This is a genomic window from Herbaspirillum rubrisubalbicans (assembly GCF_003719195.1).
Classification (GTDB): Bacteria; Pseudomonadota; Gammaproteobacteria; order Burkholderiales; family Burkholderiaceae_D; genus Herbaspirillum; species Herbaspirillum rubrisubalbicans.
Genome location: NZ_CP024996.1, coordinates 5,505,793 through 5,526,794, shown reverse-complemented (window position 1 = coordinate 5,526,794; position 21,002 = coordinate 5,505,793). Strand labels below are relative to the sequence as shown.

Genomic DNA, 21,002 nt, shown 5'->3' with positions numbered 1-21,002 from the left:
CTTCCTTTCATATCACCCAATTACCAGCCCCTATCTTGTCCACAGCGCAAATTCCTCCGGGACGCATTTGATTTATCCACAGGGAAATCCACTAAGAACACCGGAAGACCAACAAAACTGATACACAAGCACGCCGCACACGGCGCAGCAACCGCAGGCGCCAGGCACGGAGAAACATGAAGCAATGAGGAAGATGAGCAGAGAAGGGAGTCAGGCTGGCCGCACGCAGCGACCAGCCATCACAGCAGGAACAACTAGAACAGCAAGAACGAACAGACCAGCAGAACTACAAGCAATATAGCAAGAGCATCAAACCGCCAGCAGATAGGCACCGACAGCAGCAATCCCTACTCCGCCGATGCGCACCACACGGTCAGCCACCTTCTGCCCAGCGACCAGGCCAATACCCAGGCCGGCTGCGTGCAGCAGAGCCGTTGCCACGATGAAGCCGGTGCCATACAGCGCCGCCGAGCTGCCATGCGGCAGTTCAACGCCGTGTGCATAACCATGAAACATCGCAAACAGCGACACCACCAGCGTGCTACCCCACAGCGGCATCCGCACGGCAAAAGCAATCAGCAGCCCTAGCACCGCCACCGAGGCAGCGATACCAGTTTCCACGCCGGGCACCTGAACGCCAGAAAAGGCCAGCAACGCTCCCGCCACCATCATCAGCGGAAAGGCCAGCGGTAGCACCCACAGCGCGCGCTGCTTGTTCTGCGCCGCCCACACACCCACGGCCAGCATCGCCAGCAAGTGGTCGATGCCCGAGAACGGGTGGGCGAAGCCGGCGGCCATGCTGGCCGAGCCATTCATGGTGGAATCGGGATGTCCGGGGTGTGCCAGTGCGACACCGGTCGCCAGCACGGTGATGGCCAGAACGCCCAGGCGGGCGCGGGTCTTGGTCGAGAGCGTCAACATGATTTCTCCTTGGGCAGATACGAAAGTTTCCAGGTGCTTCAACAGGGTAGCTTCAGTGGCCGGGCTTTTCATCCAGCAAGCCTTGCTTGCGGATGTAGTCGATCACCTTTTCCACACCCTCGCCGCTGCGCAGATTGGTGAACACGAAGGGGCGCTCGCCGCGCATACGCTTGGCATCGGCCGCCATGATATCCAGATTCGCCCCCACATAGGGCGCCAGGTCGGTCTTGTTGATGATGAGCAGGTCCGAACGGGTGATGCCGGGGCCGCCCTTGCGCGGGATCTTCTCGCCACCGGCGACATCGATCACATAGATAGTCAGGTCCGACAGTTCCGGGCTGAAGGTCGCCGCCAGGTTGTCGCCACCGGACTCCACCAGGATCAGGTCCAGGTCCGGGAAATCGGCGCTCATGCGGGCAATCGCCTCCAGGTTGATCGAGGCATCCTCGCGAATCGCAGTGTGCGGGCAGCCACCGGTCTCCACCCCCATCAGCCGCTCGGCCGGCAAGGCATCAGCGCGCAGCAGGATCTCCATGTCTTCCTTGGTGTAGATGTCATTGGTGATGACGGCCATGTCGTAATGGTCGCGCATACGCTTGCACAGCATTTCGCACAGCGCCGTCTTGCCGGAACCGACCGGCCCGCCGATGCCCACGCGCAGCGGATTGGAAGTGGAATTGCTCATGATGATCTCTTGGTCGTATTGAAACGTAAATGATATAAATAATTAAGAACGATAGATGCGGCTGTATTGCACCTCATGCTGCATCGACAGCAGTGAAAGCCCCGGTGCCCAGTTGCACAAGTCGTCGTCCGGCAGCGCCAGGGCCGTGGCAGCCGCCTGCTCCAGCTCCGGCTGCAGCGACAGCAAGATGCGTTGTCCCGCCACCTGTCCCAGCGGTACCGTCTTCACGCAGGCCAGCACCTGATTTTCGGCCCAGGCGAACAACATGCCCAGCACCGCCGCCTCACGCGGCACTTTCAGCGCCACGGTGGCAAAAGCCAGTGCGGTGGGCAGCGGTACCTCGGCCTGCGCCTGCAGCAGCGCCAGCAATGCGGGATCGCCCAGCTTCAGGTCGCTGGCCAGTTTGCCCAGCGAATAACCCATCTGGATGGTCTCGGCGCGAAACTCGGAAGTATCACGCGCGGCCACGAAGCGCTCGGTCCACAGGCTGACCGCAGCTGCATCACGCGCTTCGAAGGCCGCCACCAGCCGTGCAAAAATGGGTGCCTCGAAACGTGCGACCACCTCATGCAAGGCCTGGCCGATCCAGGCACGTGCGCTGGCTTCGCTGCTGACCAGCCCGTTTTCGATGGCCGCCTCCAGCCCTTGCGAATAGCTATAGGCGCCAATGGGCAGGGAAGGACTGCTCAATTGCAGCAGATGCAGCAAGGCGCTGGCCTGCATGGATCAGCCCTCTTCCTTCTTGTCGCTGGGGCGATGAATCTTCTGCCGCAGCGGGATCGGTGCCAGCGGATGGTGGTGGTGATCATCGCCATGATGATGATGCCCGCCACCATAGGCGCCGGCTTCCGGCTCGAACGCAGCCTGTTCCTCGCTCACGCGCGCGCCTAGTCCTTCCAGCATTTCCTTCAACACCGGATCCTTGCGGATGCGCAGGAAACCCACCCCGGCCTCATGCCCGATATGCGCCTGGGTATGACGATTGCCGAGGTGGAAGGCACAGCGCAACAGCAGGTGCGCATCGCTCGCGTCGACCCGATAAGTGGCTTCAGCCTTGGCGATGATCTTCACCACGCGACCATCATCGCCGCGCAGCAGGTCCCCATCGCGCAGCACGGTGCCGCGCACGGTAAAGACGGCCACATCCTCGCCCGAGCGTAGCGTGGCACGCAGGCGGCTCTTCTCGCGCTGGTCGTAGGGCAGTTCCAGTTCGCCATCAATCTGGTCGGCCTGGGCTATCTTGGTATTGAGAGTCAGCATGAAAAAATCTAATGAAAATCAGAACAGGAAATAACGTTGTGCCAGCGGCAGCGAACGCGCCGGTTCGCACACCAGCAATTCACCATCGGCGCGCACTTCATAGGTCTCGGAATCCACTTCCATCTTCGGCGTGGCGCCGTTGTGGATCATGTCGCGCTTGCGCAGATGGCGCATGTTCTTCACCGCCACCACCGGCTTGTTGAGCTTCAACTGTTCACCGATGCCGGCATCGAAGGCCGCCTGTGACACGAAGGTCATCGAGGTCTTCAGACCGCCGCCATAGGCCCCGAACATCATGCGGTAATGCACCGGCTGTGGCGTCGGAATCGAGGCATTCGGGTCGCCCATCTGGGCTGCTGCGATCATGCCGCTCTTCAAGATCATCGACGGCTTGGCGCCGAAGAAGGCCGGCTTCCACAACACGATGTCGGCGATCTTGCCCACCTCCAGCGAACCCACCACGTGCGAGATGCCGTGGGTGATGGCCGGATTGATGGTGTACTTGGCGATGTAGCGCTTGATGCGGAAGTTGTCGTTGCGCGAGCTATCTTCCTTGAGCGAACCGCGCTGCACCTTCATCTTGTGCGCGGTCTGCCAGGTGCGCATGATCACCTCGCCCACGCGGCCCATGGCCTGCGAGTCGGATGACATCATCGAGATCGCGCCGATGTCATGCAGGATATCTTCGGCGGCAATGGTCTCACGGCGAATGCGCGATTCGGCAAAGGCGATGTCTTCGGCGATGGCCGGGTCCAGGTGATGGCAGACCATCAGCATGTCCAGGTGTTCGTCCAGCGTGTTGACCGTGAAGGGGCGCGTCGGGTTGGTGGAGGAAGGCAGCACGTTGCCTTCACCCACGGCGGCGATGATGTCGGGTGCGTGACCACCGCCCGCGCCTTCGGTGTGGAAGGTGTGGATGGTGCGATCCTTGAAGGCGGCCAGCGTATGCTCCAGGAAGCCACCTTCGTTCAAGGTGTCAGTGTGGATGGCCACCTGAATGTCCATGCGATCGGCCACCGTCAGGCAATTGTCGATGGCCGCCGGCGTGGAGCCCCAGTCCTCGTGCAGCTTCAGACCAATGGCGCCGGCACGGATCTGTTCTTCCAGCGGCAGCGGCAGGCTGACATTGCCCTTGCCCAGGAAACCGAGATTCATCGGGAAGGCATCGGCTGCGGCCAGCATGGAATGGATGTGCCAGGGGCCGGGCGTGCAGGTGGTGGCCGCCGTGCCGACCGCCGGACCGGTGCCGCCGCCGAGCATGGTGGTTACGCCACTCATGAGCGCTTCCTCGATCTGCTGTGGGCAGATGAAGTGGATGTGGCTATCGATGCCGCCCGCGGTGACGATCATGCCTTCACCGGCAATGATCTCGGTGGCACCGCCAATGGCCATGGTCACGCCGGGCTGGATATCCGGGTTGCCGGCTTTGCCGATGCCGGCGATCTTGCCGGACTTGATGCCGATGTCGGCCTTGACGATGCCCCAGTGATCTACGATCAGGGCATTGGTGATGACGGTATCCATCACGTCGGCGTGGGCGCGCTGCGACTGGCCCATGCCGTCGCGGATCACCTTGCCGCCGCCGAACTTCACTTCCTCGCCATAGATCGTATAGTCCTTCTCCACCTCCAGGAACAGCTCGGTATCGGCCAGGCGCACACGGTCGCCCACGGTGGGGCCGAACATCTCGGCATAGGCCGAACGGGAAATCTTGCTCATTTGGTCTGCCCCTTCTTGTCGTTGCTGTGCTGTGCCTTGAGCCTGCCCATCACCAGGGCATTGAAACCATAGACGCGCCGGTCACCGGCCAGCGCCACCAGTTCCACCGTGCGTTCCTGGCCCGGCTCGAAGCGCACCGCGGTGCCGGCTGCGATATTGAGGCGCATCCCGTAGCCCGCTTCGCGTTCGAACAGCAGCGCCGGATTGGTCTCGTAGAAATGGAAGTGGGAGCCGACCTGGATCGGTCGGTCGCCGCTATTGGCCACCGTCACCGTCACGGTGGGGCGGCCGGTGTTGAGTTCGATGTCGCCGGGTTCGACCAGCATTTCGCCTGGAATCATGACGCGCTCCTCAAGGAATCGGATGGTGGACGGTGACCAGCTTGCTGCCATCGGGGAAGGTGGCTTCGACCTGGATATCGGGGATCATCTCCGGCACGCCTTCCATCACGTCGTTACGCGTGAGGATGGTGGTGCCCTCGGACATCAGCTCGGCCACCGTCTTGCCATCGCGTGCCCCTTCCATGATGGCCGCCGTGATCAGCGCCACCGCTTCCGGGTAGTTGAGCTTCAGGCCACGGGCCTTGCGGCGCTCGGCCAGCAGCGCGGCGGTGAAGATCAACAGCTTGTCTTTCTCTCTTGGTGTCAGTTCCATGTGAGCTCCCGGCCGACTGGCGGCCTTCAGGTTCTATAAAGTTCAACGTCGCTTGATGCAGTTTTTCTGATGCAGCTTCTTGATGTATTTTCTTCAGGTCTTCAGCTCTTCAGGTATTCCAGATACGCGGAATCGCCGCTTCCCGGCCCGTCACCGCAGGTCGCAACACATGCCAGGCCGCGTGCAGCCATTGCCGCGCCACCAGGCTGGATTGGCCCATATAGCGCGCAATGAAGACCTGCTTCATCAGCGTGGCGCCGCTGCGCCCCTCCAATTGCAAGCCGCCGATGTGCTCGCGCAAGCGCCCCAGCAAGGCCGCATCCATGCCATCGCCCACCGCGATCAGGGTGGCGCAGATGGTCTGCCCATCCAGCGCCAGCGGCCCTTGCATGGCGCCCGCTTGCGCTTGCAGGCGGCCTTGTTCGAACCACAGCAGCTTGCCGCCACGGCGGATGCTGGTGCGTTGGCTGATCGCGCCGGTCGTGAAGCTTTCGCCCGACGCGGTGCGACCGAAGCAGAGGATTTCCGCGCCCAGGTAGGCGGCGTCGGCGGCCAGCGTCACCTCATGTTCCATGCGCACGTCGGCGCCATCGAAGAAGATGGTTTCCTGCGGCAGCCACTCCAGCGTCGCTCCCGCCGCGGCATCGAGCCGCACCGCCTGGCGCGAGGACTGGCCATTGGCACGGTACCACTTACCCGCACCGGGCGTGGTCAGCAAGGCATGGGCGCGCTCGCCCACCTCGGCCGTGATGGAAAGCTGGTCGCCACCGACGATGCCCCCCGGGGGATGGACGATGATGGCGTGGCAGATGGAGGGGTCTTCGGGATAGAGCGGTTTTTGTACCCGCAGCGGGCCGAAGTGCTGGCGCCGCAGCAGGCGCGTGGTGCCTTGGTCATCGGCAAAACCCAGTGCCAGGCGTGCCTGGTCCGGCGCATGTCGCACGGGTGCGCCGGGCGTTGCCTGGTCCGGCATGGGGGCGGGTTCCGGATGGCCGGGGAGTCGTTTCATACCTGGTTCTTCATTGCATGGAAGGCGGCGCCTGCACCGGGCAGGCCGGCGAACATGCGCCTTTATAGCAGACCCGCTGCAAAAGCGCAGCCTTCCTTTGCGCGTGGGCTAGACCGCCAGATGCTTCTTCACGTCCTCGCCATCCATCTGGTCTTGCGTACCCGCTGCCACCACCTCGCCACGCGACATGACCACGAAGGTATCGGCCAGCTCGCGGGCAAAGTCGAAATACTGCTCGCACAGCAGGATGCCGATGTCGCCGCGCTGGCGTAACAGGCTGATGACACGACCGATATCCTTGATGATGGAAGGCTGGATGCCCTCGGTCGGTTCATCCAGGATGATGAGCTTGGGTTCAGCCAGCAGCGCACGGGCGATGGCCAGCTGCTGCTGTTGACCGCCGGAAAGATCGCCGCCGCGACGATGCAGCATTTCCTTCAACACCGGGAAGAGCTCATAGACCTCGCCCTTGATGGTGGACGCACGGCGGCCCGAGAGCGTAGCCATGCCCATGAGCATGTTTTCCTCCACGGTCAGGCGCGCAAAGATCTCGCGTCCCTGCGGCACGTAGGCGATGCCCAGTTTGGCGCGCTGGTGCGGTTTGAGCTTGGTGATGTCCTGGCCTTCGAACATGACATTGCCACGGGCCACCGGCAGCACGCCCATCAGGCATTTCAACAACGTGGTCTTGCCCACGCCATTGCGGCCCAGCAGGGACAAGACTTTGCCCTTCTGCACATCGAGCGAGACACCGCGCAGTGTATGGGCCGCGCCGTAATACTGGTTCAGTTCATTGACTTGCAGCATGGATGAGGGTCTCCGTTCTTATCGTCCCAGGTAGACTTCGATGACGCGTTCATTGGATTGGACCTGGCGCATATTGCCCTCGGCCAGCACCGATCCTTCGTGCAGCACGGTCACCTTGCCACCTTGGGCAATCTCTTCGACGAAGCCCATGTCGTGTTCCACCACCATGATGGAATGCTTGCCGCGCAGCTCATTCAACAACTCGGCGGTGCGCGCGGTTTCGGCGTCGGACATGCCGGCCACCGGTTCATCGAGCAACAGCAATTGCGGCTCCTGCATCAACAACATACCGATCTCCAGCCATTGCTTCTGGCCGTGCGAGAGCAGGCCGGCCATGCGCTGTTCCTGTCCGCTCAAACGGATCAGCTTGAGGATTTCCTCGATCTTGCCGATCTGCTCCGAGGACAGCCGTGCAAAGAGCGTGGTCTTGACGCGCTTGTCCATCTTCATCGCCAGTTCCAGATTCTCGAACACGGTGTGCTGCTCGAACACCGTCGGGCGCTGGAACTTGCGACCGATGCCGGCGTGGGCGATCTCGTATTCGGTCATCTTGGTCAGGTCGATGGTCTGGCCGAAGAAGGCGGTGCCGGAGGTGGGCCGGGTCTTGCCGGTGATGACGTCCATCATCGTGGTCTTGCCCGCGCCATTGGGGCCGATGATGCAGCGCAGTTCACCCACCGAGATATCCAGGTTCAGATTGTTGATGGCCTTGAAGCCATCGAAGGACACCGTGATGTTTTCCAGATAGAGGATGGCGCCGTGGGTGGTATCGACGCCCTCGGGTTTGATGCGCTCGTAGGACGTGCCGTGATCGGCGCGTGGTGTATCGACGTTGCCGCCCAGGCCGCCGATGCCGGTGGCATTCTTGCCAGGTTCGACTGCACTCATGCTGCCTCCTTGGATGCATTGCCTTCGGCGGGCGCTGCATCGCGTTTCTTGAATTTCTGCACCAGTCCCAGGATGCCCTGCGGCAGGAACAGCGTGACCAGGATGAAGATCAGTCCCAGCGCATACAGCCACAGGTCGGGGAAGGCCGCAGTGAACCAGCTCTTCAGACCATTGACGGTGAAGGCGCCGATGATGGGGCCGATCAGCGTGCCACGGCCACCGACGGCGGCCCAGATCACCATCTCGATGGAATTGGCCGGCGACATTTCGGAGGGATTGATGATGCCCACCTGCGGCACGTACAGCGCACCTGCGATACCGCAGATCACGGCCGAGAGTGTCCACACGAAAAGCTTGAACCACAGCGGGTTGTAGCCGATGAACATGAGCCGCGATTCGGAATCGCGCACGCCTTGCAGCACGCGGCCCAGCTTGGAAGTGACGATCATGCGACACAGCACCAGCGCACCGAACAGAAGCGCCAGCGTCACCAGGTACAGCACCGCCTTGGTGGTCGGCGCGGTGATGGTGAAGCCGAGGATGCGCTTGAAGTCGGTGAAGCCGTTGTTGCCGCCAAAGCCGGTGTCGTTACGGAAGAACAGCAGCATGAAGGCGAAGGTCATGGCCTGCGTGATGATGGAGAAATACACGCCCTTGATGCGCGAACGGAAGGCAAAGTAACCGAACACGAAGGCCAACAGACCCGGCACCAGCACCACCAGCAGCATGGAGAACCAGAAGTGATCCGTCATCCACCAGTACCAGGGATAGGCCTTCCAGTTCAGGAACACCATGAAGTCCGGCAGGTCGCTCTGGTACACGCCCTCACGGCCGATGGCGCGCATCAGGTACATGCCATGGGCGTATCCGCCCAATGCGAAGAAAACGCCATGTCCCAGCGACAGGATGCCCGTGTAGCCCCATACCAGGTCCAGGGCCAGGGCCGCCATGGCATAGCACATGAACTTTCCGACCAGAGCGACGGTGTAGGACGACACGTGCAGCGCGCTGCCTGCCGGGAACAGCAGATTGCAGATCGGCAGCAGCGCCAGGACGATGGTGCAGACGACGATGCCGGTCCAGGCCGGACGATTGAACAGCGAGGGGCGCATGATCATGGTGCTCATTCCACGCTCCTTCCCTTGAGTGCGAAGAGGCCTTGCGGACGCTTCTGGATGAATACGATGATGAAGACCAGGATGGCGATCTTGGCCAGCACGGCGCCGGCCATCGGCTCCAGGAATTTGTTGACTTCGCCCAGGCCGAAGGCAGCGATGACGGTACCGGCCAACTGACCCACGCCGCCCAGCACCACCACCATGAACGAATCCACGATGTAACCCTGTCCCAGGTCTGGACCGACGTTGCCCAACTGCGAGAGCGCCACGCCACCCAGACCGGCGATGCCGCAACCGAGACCGAAGGTCATCATGTCGATCTTGCCGGTGGACACGCCCACGCAGTCGGCCATGCGGCGATTCTGCGTGACGGCCCGCACGAACAGACCCAGGCGGGTCTTGTTCAAGATCAGCCACACCGCGAATACCACGAACAGCGCGAAGAACACGATCACGATGCGGTTATAGGACAGCACCAGCGAACCCAGCACCGTGACGCCGCCCGACATCCAGCTCGGGTTGGCCACTTCCACGTTCTGGGCGCCGAAGATGGAGCGCACGCATTGCATGAGCATGAGGCTGATGCCCCAGGTGCACAGCAGGGTTTCCAGCGGACGGCCATAGAGCCAACGGATTACCAGGCGTTCCAGCGCAATGCCTACCGCAGCGGCGACGATGAAGGCCGCGGGCAAGGCCACGACCAGGTAGGCATCGATGGCGCCGGGGAAGAACTTGCGGAATACCAACTGGCACACATAGGTGGTATAGGCGCCGATCATCAGCAATTCACCATGGGCCATGTTGATGATGCCCATCAGACCGAAGGTGATAGCCAGGCCCAGGGCCGCCAGCAGCAGCACACTGCCCAGCGAGATGCCATAGAACAGCTTGCCGGCAAAATCGACGATGGCCAGGTGGCGGTCCAGCGCAGCCAGGGTGCGCACGGCTTCCACCCGCACGCCTTCATCCGGTTCGACATAGGAGCCATCGGGATTCTTGGCCAGCATGTTTTCCAGGGCCGGCTTCAACGAGGCATTGGTGGTGTCGGCCAGCGTCTTGACGGCGGCGCGGCGCGCGGCCGGGTCGGGCGAATGCAGGTTGGCGGTGGCCTGCACCTGTTGCAGCACGTCCTTGATCTGCGGATCGCTTTCCTTGGCCAGTGCCTTGACGATCAGCGGGATCTGGGCCGGGTCGGCATTCTTGAGCAGATCATTGGCCGCCGCCAGGCGCTCATCGCGTTGCGGCGAGAGCAGCTTCAGACCCGAGAGCGCGCCCTCGACGGCGCCGCGCAGGCGGTTGTTGACGGTGATGCCTTCGGCATCATCGGGGGCCGGACCGCTCTGGTCGGTGGCCGGGTTGAAGGCCTTGCCGGAATCGTCGACGATGAGCACCTCGCCGGCGGGTGTGACGTAGAGCGCGTCGCTGTTCAAGGCATTGAGGATCTTGAGCGCGTCTTCATTGGCCAGCGCGGCAATCTGGTTGACGGCGTCGATGCGCGCGTCGGGGTCGTCTCCGCCAAGGGGCTTGAGCAGGGCCGGATCGATGGCTGCGAATGCTCCCAAGGCATGGGCGCAGAGCCAGGTCGCGAGCAGCCCGCGTAGGAACTGGATGGCTGGTTTCATGGTCGGTGTGCGCCTCGAAGCGCGGGCCGGGCAGACTGCGGTCGCCGGTGCGAATCGTCGGGCGTTCTTCTTGTGGAGGGAAATGCGTGGGGCGGACGGAGCGTCTTCACGCGGCCGCGCGGGCCGGGCGAAGGCGCTCCGAAGAACGCCTTACAACAACGGCAAGCTTAGTTCTTTTGCTTGCTTTCGTTACCCGGGATGTACGGGCTCCACGGTTGCGCGCGGATGGTGGTCTTGGTCTTGTAGACCACGTTGAACTGACCATCGGCCTTGATTTCGCCGATCATCACCGGCTTATGCAGGTGGTGGTTGGTCTTGTCCATTTCCAGCGTGTAGCCCGACGGCGCCTTGAAGGTCTGGCCAGCCATGGCGGCGATCACCTTGTCGGTGTCGGTGGACTTGGCCTTTTCCACGGCCTGTGCCCACATGTGGATGCCGACGTAGGTGGCTTCCATCGGGTCGTTGGTCACGACGGTATCGGCGTTGGGCAGGTTCTTGGCCTTGGCGTAGGCCTTCCACTTCTTGATGAAGGCGGCGTTGACCGGATTCTTCACCGATTCGAAGTAGTTCCAGGCCGCCAGGTGGCCCACCAGCGGCTTGGTATCGACACCGCGCAATTCTTCTTCACCCACCGAGAATGCCACCACCGGCACGTCGGTTGCCTTCAGGCCGGCGTTGCCCAGTTCCTTGTAGAAGGGCACGTTGGAGTCGCCATTGATGGTCGAGATCACAGCGGTCTTGCCACCGGCGGAGAACTTCTTGATGTTGGCCACGATGGTCTGGTAGTCGGAATGGCCGAACGGGGTGTAGACCTCGTCGATGTCGGAATCCTTCACGCCCTTGCTGTGCAGGAAGGCGCGCAGGATCTTGTTGGTGGTACGCGGATAGACGTAGTCGGTACCCAAGAGCACGAAGCGCTTGGCGCCGCCGCCTTCCTTGGACATCAGGTATTCCACGGCCGGAATGGCTTGCTGGTTGGGCGCCGCACCGGTATAGAAGACGTTCTTCTCCAGTTCTTCACCTTCGTACTGTACCGGGTAGAACAGCAGGCTGTTCAATTCCTTGAAGACCGGCAGCACCGACTTGCGCGACACTGAAGTCCAGCAGCCGAACACCACCGAGACCTTGTCCTGCGAGATCAGCTGGCGGGCCTTTTCGGCGAACAGCGGCCAGTTCGAGGCGGGGTCGACCACCACCGGTTCGAGCTTCTTGCCCATCACGCCGCCGGCGGCGTTGATCTCATCGATGGTCATCAGAGCCACGTCCTTCAGGGACGTTTCGGAGATGGCCATGGTGCCCGACAGCGAATGCAGGATACCGACCTTGATGGTGTCGGCAGCGAAGGCCGACGGCAGCCAGGAGGATGCGGCCAGTGCGAATGCGCCCAGAGCGGTGGCTTTCAGTACGGTACGACGTGACATGTAGTGCTCCCTCGAGAAAAGTTTTGGAAGATTTTTTTCACTGCCCAGTCGCTTTAGCAGATTGCGTGCCAATGCCCGACAATGGGCGCGCCGGCTGCATCAAAGCGGGGCGGGAGGGAGGATGGGAGGGGGGAAATGTTGTCTGCTACATCAGAATTGCGCACCAAAGCCGAGCGCCATTGTCGACAGCATCGTATCGCAGCAGCAATATTCACCAGCCTGGCGCTCGGCTGCGCGCGATCTTGGTGCGCCGTCGAAAGCGCCATGCCAGGCGGGTTTGCAGGCAATTGACCAAGCGCCTGCAAGATTGTTCAGATTGTTAACAATCGCTTTCAACCCGCGAGAAAACCCGTGACCCAGCTTGGTGCTGTGGGCGATCCTGGATCAACGCAGCAGCACCCGCTGCATGAATTGCCGCAGCGGGAATTCGATCATGTTCTGCAGCATCACCGGCAACTCCAGCGGGCGCATGATCATCTTGATGGTGGTCTCGGGTTTGAGATTGACGCGCACGGTGCGACTCATGCGCGAGGCCAGTTCCTTCAGGCGCGCCGGATCGGCGGCCAGCTCGGGCTTGTACACCAGGGCGACGTGACGGATGGCGCAATCGGCATCCTCGCTCTTCAATTCCAGGGTACGGCGGCTCAGTGTGCTCAGCACGCGCGAGCGACCGATGTTTTCCTGGCGGCGGTAGCGCCGGAAGTATTGGTAGAAGTGCTTGTAGTGATTGACTTCGTCATTGGCGATCAAACCGGCCAGGTGCTTCAAGACCGGTTCATCGGTGGCCCGCGCCAGGGCGCGGTAATAAGTCGAGGTGCCGGTCTCGACCACGCAACGCGCGGCCAGCTCCTGGGCGCGCGTCGGTTCCAGCAGTTCGACCTTGCAATACTGCGAGTATTCGTCGAGGAAGCCCTGATAGGCGCGCTGCCAGTCGAACTCCGGCCAGACATGCTCGACATAGGCGCGCAGGGCTGCACCGTGCTGCAGCTCTTCCTGCTCCCACTGCTCGCGCAGCCAGGTCTCGACTTCGGCATCGCCCGCGTAGTATTGCACCAGGTTCTGGGTGTAGAGGTCGGAGCCGCTTTCGACGAAGGAGGCGCAGGCCACCAGATAGAACAGGTCTTCATCCTGTCGCACCCGCTCTCGATCGATACGGTCCAGATCGATGTCATCGATAGTCCAGTGTTTTTTTTCTTGGCGACTCGGGCTCATCTGCAATACCTCTCTTCTGAAATGATGGTTGGTATGGAGATATGATGCAGCGCGAAGACATTGGTTCAGAGCCGCAACGAGTGTTTTGACCTAACTTTGCATTTGCCATGCGCCCCCCTGCTACCGTCAGCGTATTGTCAGCCCGGCTTGAATAACAGGATGATAGAAATTGGGGACGGTTACAGATCCTGGGTTGCATCGCTGCCCAGCACCACCCGGTTGCGTCCCTGGTATTTGGCATGGTACAGCGCCTGGTCGGCGATGCGCAGCATCTGTTCGGCGCTGGTGTGCTCGTCCGGCAGCAGCGAGGCTACGCCGATGCTGGCGGTGATGTAGCCGAAGGGCGAGTCGGCATGGGGCAGCTTGAGCTCGAAGATGGCTTGGCAGATGTTCTCGGCCTGCTGCAAGGCATGGGCGGTATCACTCTCGGCGATGATGACGCTGAATTCCTCGCCGCCATAGCGCGCGACCAGGTCGGTCGCGCGGCGCGAACTCTTCTGCAGCACGCGCGCCACGATGCGCAGGCATTCGTCGCCCGCCAGGTGGCCGTAGCGGTCGTTGTATTTCTTGAAGTAATCCACATCCAGCATCAGCAGGGCCAACGCATGACCGGAGCGCACCGAACGCCGCAGCTCATTGACCAGCGCTTCATCGAAGCGGCGTCGGTTGGCGACCCCGGTCAGGCCATCGGTGGCCGAGAGCGCCTCCAGCTTGCGGTTGGCGCGTTCCAGTTCACGCGTGCGCAGCGCCACCTGTTGTTCCAGTTCTTCCTTGTGCTGCTGCAGCTTGCCGGCCATCTCGTTGAACTTGCGCGACAGCACCGTAATTTCATCGTCCCCAGCTTGCTCCACCCGCACCGTGGTGTCGCCGCTGCCGGCCTCGCGCATGGCGCCCACCAGGCGCTGCAAGGGCAGGCTGATGCTGCGCGCGATGAGTGCTGAGAGCAGCAGCGAAGCGGCAAAGCAGAGCAGGCCGATGGCGATGATCTTGTCGCGCACCGAGCGGGTGTCGGCGTTGAGCTTGTCGCTGGGGGTGGCGCTGACCACCCACCACGAGGTGTGCGGCAGTTGGGCGATGGCGGCGTAGTAGCGCGTCTTGTCGGCCCGCGTATAGGCGATGAAGTCGCTGCTGCGGCGTTGCGTGAGGCTGGCGGTGATGCCTTCCAGCAAGGCCGGGTCGACCGTGCTGGCGTTGCTTTCGCGGCTTTGGACCACCACCGTGCCGTCGCTGGCGTCGACGATGAAGATGCTGGAATCGTAGCCCAGATCCACGCCTTCGAAGATACTGAAGAAATAGCTTGGTCGCACCCCCACGAAGAGAATGCCGGCCGGCCGGTTGTTGCCGGTAAAGCGGATCTCGCGCAGCATGGCCACGCTCTTCTGGCCATGGCCGCCGTTATAGAGCGTCCACCAGGCACGGCCGCTGAGGTCCGGGGCTTCCTCAGCCACGCGACCGATGCTGCTGGCCAGGGGGGCGAAGATCTGCGGGTCGATCACCTGGCGCTTGCGGTCCAGCAAGTACTTCTGGTTCACGTCCGGCAGCGAGCCATAGGTGTCCAGCAATACCCGCGCCACGGCGCTGCGAGCGGTGGCACTGGCGGCTTCGCTACCGCTGTAGTAGTCCCCCAGCAGGCGTTGCAATTTATCCGACAGCGCCAGCTCTTCGCTGGTGTCCTCGATTCTTTCCATACGCAGCATCAGGTTCTGCGCGATCTGCTTGGCCACCTGTACCGAGTAGGCGCGCACTTTGTCCTGAGTGGCGCGCGTGGTCTCGCGATAGGCCAGCAGGCCCGAGATTACCAGCGGCACCAACGAGACCAGGATGAAGGAAGTGATGAGCCGATAGCGGATCTCGATCTTGCGCAGAAAACCGAGCCAGAGGAAGTCGAACCGTGCGGGCATCTCGCGGCTCTCCCTTACCTGGCTGACAGACGCGCCTGTTCGGCGATGGAATCCTGCAGTACGCGCGCCGCGTGGGCCGGTGATTGACTGCCTGCCAGTACCGCTTGCAGCAAGGGATGCAAGACCTCGATGGTATTGACCGGCAGCAGCGAGTAATACAGCCCCGGCGTATTGCCGCTGGCGGCCTCGCTTGCCATCTGCTGGACCAGCGCAAACAGCGCCGGGTCACCACTGACCTCCGGTGCGATGACGCGCATGGGCGGGATGTTCTGGCGTTTGGCCTGCCAGATCGACATGCCCGGCCCATACAGGAAATCCAGGAACTGTGCCGCCGCCTGCCGATGCCGCGTGTCACTGCGCTGGGCCACGGCAAAGCCGGTCTCGCTGCCCAGCACCGGTTTGAGCGGGCGGCCCTTGTCGTTCCAGGGTGGCACGAAGACCCCGACCCGCAGGCCGCTGGTGTTCACGAGCTTGCCGGCGGCCCAGGTTCCTTGGAAGGTCATCGCCGCGCGACCCTCGGCGAACTGGCGCAAGGTGGCGTCGTAACCGGCGCGCAGGCAATCGGCCTGCACCATTTTCTTGTCCATCAGCGTGCGCAGGCGGCTGAAGATGGCAATGCCGTCGGCATTGTCCAGCTGCAAGCTGCCCTTGGCGATGCGCTCGCGCCAGTCCGGGACATTGGCCACCGCATTGGCAAAACCGTAGCTGAAGGGGCCATTGCCCAGCATGTTGGGAAAGGCGCCGGAGAGTGCCAGCGGAACGAAACCAGCCTTGCGCAGCGCCGCCCCCGCCGCCAGGAAGGCCTCGAAGTCGCCCGGAGGCGTGCTGATGCCGGCGCGCTCGAACATGTCGCGGTTGTAGTAGATCAGGGTCGTGGCCAGGCCCGAGGGAATGCCGTAGCGGCGCCCGCCCGGCGAGGTCCACTCGCGTTGCAACACGGCCAGCAGATCACCCCAGGCGCGGGTATGGCCGAGGTCGGCCAGCATCCCCTGGTCGGCCAGTGCCGCCGTATAGGGGCTGGCATTGACCGAGACGATGTCGGGCAGGCTGTCGGTGGCTGCGCGCGGCTTGAGGTTTTCCTCGACCGAATCGCCAATCATGAATTGCAGGTTGATGCGTACCTCGGGATGGGCGTGCATGAAGGCATCGGCCACGCGATGCATCTCCTCGGACCAATCCGGCGCCCACACCAGGGCGGTCAGAACCACCGGTTCGCTGACTGCTGCAGCGCTCGCCTCGGGCGTGGCGGCTTTCTCGTCGTTGCGCTCGCAGCCGTTGAGCAGCAGCGCTGCCGTCACTGCGGCGATGAGATACCGGAGGCCACCGAAGATGCGCCCGGTCATACCAGATGGCCTGCATCCTGGACTAGAGCGCGTTCCAGGCCCGCCTGTTATTGATGGCGTAGATCGGCCAAGCATTGAGTTCCCCCGCGGCTAAATTTCTTGTCGTACAGCAATGTGCCGTGGACCGTTCTCGGGTCTGCGTACGGCTCGTACTACGCTAGGCCGCTCCCAGCCCGGATTCCAGACCTATGAGAATAATGACAAGAAGTTTGCCAGCTTTTATCTCTTCCTGCACGAAGGCTGTGCGCATTTTTTGTCCTCGCGCAGTTTTTTGCACAGGGCACCTGCCACACTCTTGCTCGCATTGCTTGATCTGGCTACCTGAAGCAATGCTGACGGCCATTTATAATGTGGCCCTCACGCCGTGCGGTCTTACCCGGTTCGTTTTACTTCATTTTGCTTCACCCAGCTTGCCTCATGGCTACGCCATGGGTGTAGTTGTCTCATCCATTCCACATGCACAAACAAGATACTTCGCTCTCCACGGGCAAATTTCCCCCATGGCTGGCCGTGTTGGCCGCCCTTACCGCGATGGGCGCGCTGGCCATCGACATGTACCTGCCCAGCTTCACCGCCATTGCCCAGGACCTGGGCGTGGGCACCAATCTGGTCCAGTTGACGCTGGCCTCCTTCCTGATCGGCCTGGCAGTGGGCCAGATGTTCTATGGCCCGCTGTCGGACCGCTTCGGACGCAAGCCGCCCTTGTTCTTCGGCATCGCGCTGTATTTCGTCTGTTCGCTGCTGTGCAGCTTCGCCCAGAACATCGAGACCCTGATCGTCTTGCGCCTGTTCCAGGGCCTGGGCGGCAGCGCCGGCATGGTAATCCCGCGCGCCATGGTGCGCGACCGCATGGGGGCCGAAGGGTCGGCCAAGGCGTTCTCAATGCTGATGCTGGTATTCGGCCTGGCCCCCATCCTGGCACCCTTCATCGGCGGCCTGATGCTGGTCTTTGCCAATTGGCGCGGCATCTTCGTGGTGCTGACCCTCTTCGGCCTGCTGTGCATGGTGGGCACGCGCAAGTACCTTACCGAAACGGTCGACGTCTCCCGTGCCGAGCCGCTGCACCTGGGCCGCACGCTGCGCCAGTACTGGGGGCTGTTGCGGCATCGCCAGTTCATGTCCTTCGTCTTGTGCGGCGGCCTGGTGCAGGCCGGCATGTTCGCCTACATCGCCGGTGGCCCGTTCGTGGTGATCGAGTTGCATGGCGTCAAGCCGCAATACTTCGGCTTCGTGTTCGCCTCCAACGCCATCGGCCTGATCGCCGCCTCGCAGATCAATGCGCGCCTGGTGGTCAAGCGTTCGGCTGAACGCGTGCTGGGCAAGGTGCTATGGGTACCGGCCGGACTGGCGCTGATGGTGGCGCTGATGGTACTGGCCGGCCTGGAAAGCCTGCCGCTGTTGCTGTTCGGTTTCTTCGGCTTCCTCACCGCCTATGGTTTTACCGGTCCCAACGCCACCGCCATTGCCCTGAAGCACCAAGGCCGTCAGGCCGGCACTGCAGCGGCCTTGATGGGCACGCTGCAATTTGGCATGGGCGTGCTCTCGGGGGTAGTGATGAGCTTGTGGCATGACGGCACCGCCTTGCCGCTGGTGTCGGTGATGGCCTTCTGCGGCATCAGCGCCTTGCTGCTGTATTACTTCGTGGCCAAGCATGAGCCGGTGACGCCGGCAGTGCATTGAGCTGATCGCTCATCGAGCATGAGGTAGCAGCCCGGCCGCGTGCCGGGCTTTTTTTCGTCTTCGGTGTTGGATGCATCGTCCGTTTTCGGGAAGTACTTTTCACGTCCGCGGTGCGCCGCTGCCTCATGAACGCTCATTGTCGCTTGCCCAGCTGGTCTGGCTCCAGCCCCTAAAGAACCTTGTGAAGCCTTGCTGTACATGGCTTTGCGACCGATGGGAAGGTACTTGGCACGCTCATTGCTGAACAGTTCTTCGCGGTCTGACCAGTCAGGCCAGTGAGGACACCCCGATGAGTATGCCCAATATTGCAGCACAGACCTTGCAACGCCAGATTCTCTCCGGCACCTATGCCCCGGGAGCGATGTTGCCCAGCCAGCGCGAATTGGCCGAGTCCATGGGCATCAGCCGTGCCTCGCTGCGCGAGGCCTTGTCGATGCTGGAGGCGCTGGGTTTCATCCGCTCCGTTCCCGGCAAGGGCACGCTGGTGAGTGAACGCCAGGAGGGGCGCGTGGCCCCGCCCCAGCCACCGGCCGGTGAAGGCGGTACGAGCGCGACGGCACTGGACTTGGCCGCCGTGTTCCAGCTGCGTTACACGCTGGAGTCGGCGGCTGCCGCCCTGGCGGCGCGCCACATCAGTGCTCACGCCACGCCGCGCTTGTGGGGGATCCAGGCGCGCTTCGAGGATGCGCTCAAGAATCTGGACCTGGTCAGCGCCTCCCACGCCGATCTGGAATTTCATCAACTGGTGGCCGAACTTTCCGGTAATCCCGCCTTTTCACAGGTCGTGCGCCAGTTCGAGCGCCCCATCAGCCACAGCCTGCGCGTGCCCTTCGCCGACCGCGAACGTATCTGGGCCCCGGCCATCGAGCACCGCGCCATCGCCGCCGCCATCTCGGCTGGCGACATCGAGGCGGCGCGCCTGGCCATGCAGCAACACATCGTCAATGCGGCCCAGCGTGTGGGCCTCAGTTTTTCTACGCCGTGATGGCCCGTCTTCCGGTTCTGTGTTTGTTGTTGCGCCAATTCCGTTGCATCCGTCGTTTCCATCGTCGTCTCTCAACCAGGAAAGCACCGATATGAAATTCCCCAAGACCGCCACCCTGACGCTGGCCTGTACCCTGGCCTTCGGCGCCTTCGCCAGCCTGCCGGCCCATGCCGAGAAGGTATTGCGCATCGCCATGACCGCCGGCGACATCCCGCGCACACTGGGCCAGCCCGACCAGGGCTTCGAGGGCAACCGTTTCACCGGCATCCCCATGTATGACGGCCTGACGCAGTGGGACTTGTCCAAGGCCGACAAGGCCAGCGAACTGATTGCCGACCTGGCGCTGTCGTGGCAGGTGGAGCCCAAGGACAAGACCAAGTGGATCTTCAAGCTGCGCCCCGGCGTGAAATTCCACGATGGCTCGCCCTTCAATGCCGATGCCGTGGTGTGGAACGTCAACAAGGTGCTCGACAAGAACGCCGTGCAATTCGATCCCAGCCAGGTCGGTGTCACCGCCTCGCGGATGCCCACCCTGCGCTCGGCCAGGAAGATCGATGACCTGACCGTGGAGCTGACCACCTCCGAGCCGGATTCCTTCCTGCCCATCAACCTGACCAACCTGTTCATGGCTTCGCCCTCGCAGTGGGAAAAGAAGCTGGCCGCGGTGCCGGCCTCGGTAACCGACAAGGCCGAGCGCAGCAAGCAGGCCTGGGCAGCTTTCGCGGCCGATGCCTCGGGCACCGGCCCCTTCAAGATGGCCAAGTTCGTGCCGCGCGAGCGGCTGGAAGTGGTCAAGAACGATGGCTACTGGGATCCGGCACGCCGCCCCAAGATCGACCGCGTGGTGATGCTGCCACTGCCGGAAGCCAACTCGCGCACAGCCGCCTTGATGTCGGGCCAGGTCGACTGGATCGAAGCACCCGCCCCGGATGCGCTGGATGCCATCAAGGCGCGCGGCTTCAAGATCTACTCCAACCCGCAGCCGCACGTCTGGCCATGGCAGTTGTCCTTCCTGCCCGGCTCGCCCTGGCTGGACAAGCGCGTGCGTCATGCCGCCAACCTGTGCGTGAATCGTCCGGCCATGAAGCAATTGCTGGGCGGGCTCATGGGTGAGGCCACCGGCACCGTCGAACCCGGCCATCCGTGGCGCGGCAATCCGAGCTTCCAGATCAAGTACGATCCGGCCGCCGCCAAGAAGCTCATGACCGAAGCCGGCTATTCCGCCGCCAAGCCGTTGACGGTGAAGGTGCAGATCTCGGCCTCCGGCTCCGGCCAGATGCAGCCGCTGCCGATGAACGAATTCATGCAGCAGAACCTGAAGGAATGCTTCTTCGACGTGCAGTTCGACGTCATCGAATGGAACACGCTCTATACCAACTGGCGTATCGGCGCCAAGGACCCGAGCGCACATGGTGCCAATGCGATCAACGTGAGCTTCGCTTCCATGGACCCGTTCTTCGCCATGGTGCGCTTCGTCGATACCAAGGCCGCACCGCCGACCTCCAACAACTGGGGCTTCTACAGCAACCCCGAGGTCGATGCCCTGATCGCCAAGGCCCGCACCACCTTCGATCCCAAGCAGCGTGACGCGCTGCTGGCCCAGTTGCACGCCAAGATCGTCGACGAAGCACCGTTCGTCTGGGTGGCCCACGACACCGGTCCGCGCGCCATCTCCGCCAAGGTCAAGGGCGTGGTGCAGCCGCAGAGCTGGTTCATCGACATCGCCACCATGCACATGGACTGATGCAGCCAGCCCATCAGCGGCGCCGTATCTGCG

19 protein-coding genes are annotated in these 21,002 nt (G+C 62.5%); 3 read left to right on the top strand and 16 right to left on the bottom strand.

All coding sequences use genetic code 11. The features are described 5' to 3' along the window. Nucleotides 1-309: 309 nt before the first annotated feature. The 16 genes from RC54_RS24555 to RC54_RS24480 all read right to left on the bottom strand — a co-directional run bounded on the left by RC54_RS24555 (nucleotide 310) and on the right by RC54_RS24480 (nucleotide 16,560). The gene (locus RC54_RS24555) at nucleotides 310-921 is read right to left on the bottom strand and encodes a HupE/UreJ family protein (protein ID WP_061788623.1); all 612 of its coding nucleotides are present in this window, start codon (nucleotides 919-921) and stop codon (nucleotides 310-312) included. 52 nt (nucleotides 922-973) lie between these two features. Further along, nucleotides 974-1,606 carry an urease accessory protein UreG gene (gene ureG, locus RC54_RS24550; protein ID WP_017452798.1) on the bottom strand — a complete coding sequence of 211 codons (633 nt, stop codon included), beginning with the start codon at nucleotides 1,604-1,606 and terminating at the stop codon, nucleotides 974-976. 42 nt (nucleotides 1,607-1,648) lie between these two features. After that, nucleotides 1,649-2,329 carry an urease accessory protein UreF gene (locus RC54_RS24545; protein WP_061788615.1) on the bottom strand — a complete coding sequence of 227 codons (681 nt, stop codon included), beginning with the start codon at nucleotides 2,327-2,329 and terminating at the stop codon, nucleotides 1,649-1,651. Between the two features lie 3 nt (nucleotides 2,330-2,332). Next, nucleotides 2,333-2,866 (bottom strand): urease accessory protein UreE, encoded by a 534-nt coding sequence (gene ureE / locus RC54_RS24540; RefSeq protein WP_061788614.1) that lies wholly within the window; start codon nucleotides 2,864-2,866, stop codon nucleotides 2,333-2,335. Between the two features lie 18 nt (nucleotides 2,867-2,884). Continuing rightward, the gene (gene ureC, locus RC54_RS24535) at nucleotides 2,885-4,585 is read right to left on the bottom strand and encodes an urease subunit alpha (protein ID WP_058897377.1); all 1,701 of its coding nucleotides are present in this window, start codon (nucleotides 4,583-4,585) and stop codon (nucleotides 2,885-2,887) included. Then, the gene (locus RC54_RS24530) at nucleotides 4,582-4,926 is read right to left on the bottom strand and encodes an urease subunit beta (RefSeq protein WP_061788613.1); all 345 of its coding nucleotides are present in this window, start codon (nucleotides 4,924-4,926) and stop codon (nucleotides 4,582-4,584) included. The genes ureC and RC54_RS24530 overlap by 4 nt, the downstream gene beginning before the upstream one ends. Nucleotides 4,927-4,936: 10 nt before the next feature. After that, nucleotides 4,937-5,239, bottom strand: a complete 303-nt coding sequence (locus RC54_RS24525; RefSeq protein WP_017452803.1) for an urease subunit gamma — start codon at nucleotides 5,237-5,239, stop codon at nucleotides 4,937-4,939. A gap of 109 nt (nucleotides 5,240-5,348) precedes the next feature. Next, on the bottom strand, nucleotides 5,349-6,248 hold the full coding sequence (locus tag RC54_RS24520; protein WP_373281429.1) for an urease accessory protein UreD: 900 nt from the start codon (nucleotides 6,246-6,248) through the stop codon (nucleotides 5,349-5,351). A 108-nt stretch (nucleotides 6,249-6,356) separates the two neighbouring features. Then, nucleotides 6,357-7,055: an urea ABC transporter ATP-binding subunit UrtE gene (urtE, locus tag RC54_RS24515; protein ID WP_017452805.1), complete on the bottom strand. Its 699-nt coding sequence runs from the start codon at nucleotides 7,053-7,055 to the stop codon at nucleotides 6,357-6,359. An 18-nt stretch (nucleotides 7,056-7,073) separates the two neighbouring features. Next, nucleotides 7,074-7,943: an urea ABC transporter ATP-binding protein UrtD gene (gene urtD / locus RC54_RS24510; RefSeq protein WP_058897375.1), complete on the bottom strand. Its 870-nt coding sequence runs from the start codon at nucleotides 7,941-7,943 to the stop codon at nucleotides 7,074-7,076. After that, the gene (gene urtC, locus RC54_RS24505; RefSeq protein ID WP_061788611.1) at nucleotides 7,940-9,070 is read right to left on the bottom strand and encodes an urea ABC transporter permease subunit UrtC; all 1,131 of its coding nucleotides are present in this window, start codon (nucleotides 9,068-9,070) and stop codon (nucleotides 7,940-7,942) included. Before urtC ends, urtD begins: the two co-directional genes overlap by 4 nt. Next, nucleotides 9,067-10,683 carry an urea ABC transporter permease subunit UrtB gene (urtB, locus tag RC54_RS24500; RefSeq protein ID WP_058897373.1) on the bottom strand — a complete coding sequence of 539 codons (1,617 nt, stop codon included), beginning with the start codon at nucleotides 10,681-10,683 and terminating at the stop codon, nucleotides 9,067-9,069. The genes urtC and urtB overlap by 4 nt, the downstream gene beginning before the upstream one ends. Before the next feature lie 167 nt (nucleotides 10,684-10,850). Then, on the bottom strand, nucleotides 10,851-12,104 hold the full coding sequence (gene urtA / locus RC54_RS24495; protein ID WP_058897372.1) for an urea ABC transporter substrate-binding protein: 1,254 nt from the start codon (nucleotides 12,102-12,104) through the stop codon (nucleotides 10,851-10,853). A 384-nt stretch (nucleotides 12,105-12,488) separates the two neighbouring features. After that, nucleotides 12,489-13,316, bottom strand: coding sequence for a ferritin-like domain-containing protein (locus RC54_RS24490; protein ID WP_058897371.1), 828 nt, complete (start codon nucleotides 13,314-13,316; stop codon nucleotides 12,489-12,491). 179 nt (nucleotides 13,317-13,495) lie between these two features. Further along, nucleotides 13,496-15,217: a sensor domain-containing diguanylate cyclase gene (locus RC54_RS24485; RefSeq protein ID WP_061788610.1), complete on the bottom strand. Its 1,722-nt coding sequence runs from the start codon at nucleotides 15,215-15,217 to the stop codon at nucleotides 13,496-13,498. A 14-nt stretch (nucleotides 15,218-15,231) separates the two neighbouring features. Next, nucleotides 15,232-16,560, bottom strand: a complete 1,329-nt coding sequence (locus RC54_RS24480; protein ID WP_061788609.1) for an ABC transporter substrate-binding protein — start codon at nucleotides 16,558-16,560, stop codon at nucleotides 15,232-15,234. Between the two features lie 456 nt (nucleotides 16,561-17,016). Here RC54_RS24480 and RC54_RS24470 point away from each other — a divergent pair, with 456 nt between their 5' ends. The 3 genes from RC54_RS24470 (at nucleotide 17,017) to RC54_RS24460 (ending at nucleotide 20,969) form a co-directional block, all read left to right on the top strand. Then, on the top strand, nucleotides 17,017-18,240 hold the full coding sequence (locus RC54_RS24470; protein ID WP_061788608.1) for a Bcr/CflA family multidrug efflux MFS transporter: 1,224 nt from the start codon (nucleotides 17,017-17,019) through the stop codon (nucleotides 18,238-18,240). 289 nt (nucleotides 18,241-18,529) lie between these two features. Next, nucleotides 18,530-19,225 (top strand): FadR/GntR family transcriptional regulator, encoded by a 696-nt coding sequence (locus tag RC54_RS24465; protein WP_058897366.1) that lies wholly within the window; start codon nucleotides 18,530-18,532, stop codon nucleotides 19,223-19,225. Between the two features lie 91 nt (nucleotides 19,226-19,316). Continuing rightward, a complete protein-coding gene (locus RC54_RS24460; RefSeq protein WP_061788607.1) occupies nucleotides 19,317-20,969 on the top strand; it encodes an ABC transporter substrate-binding protein in 1,653 nt (550 codons plus the stop codon). Nucleotides 20,970-21,002: the final 33 nt, after the last annotated feature.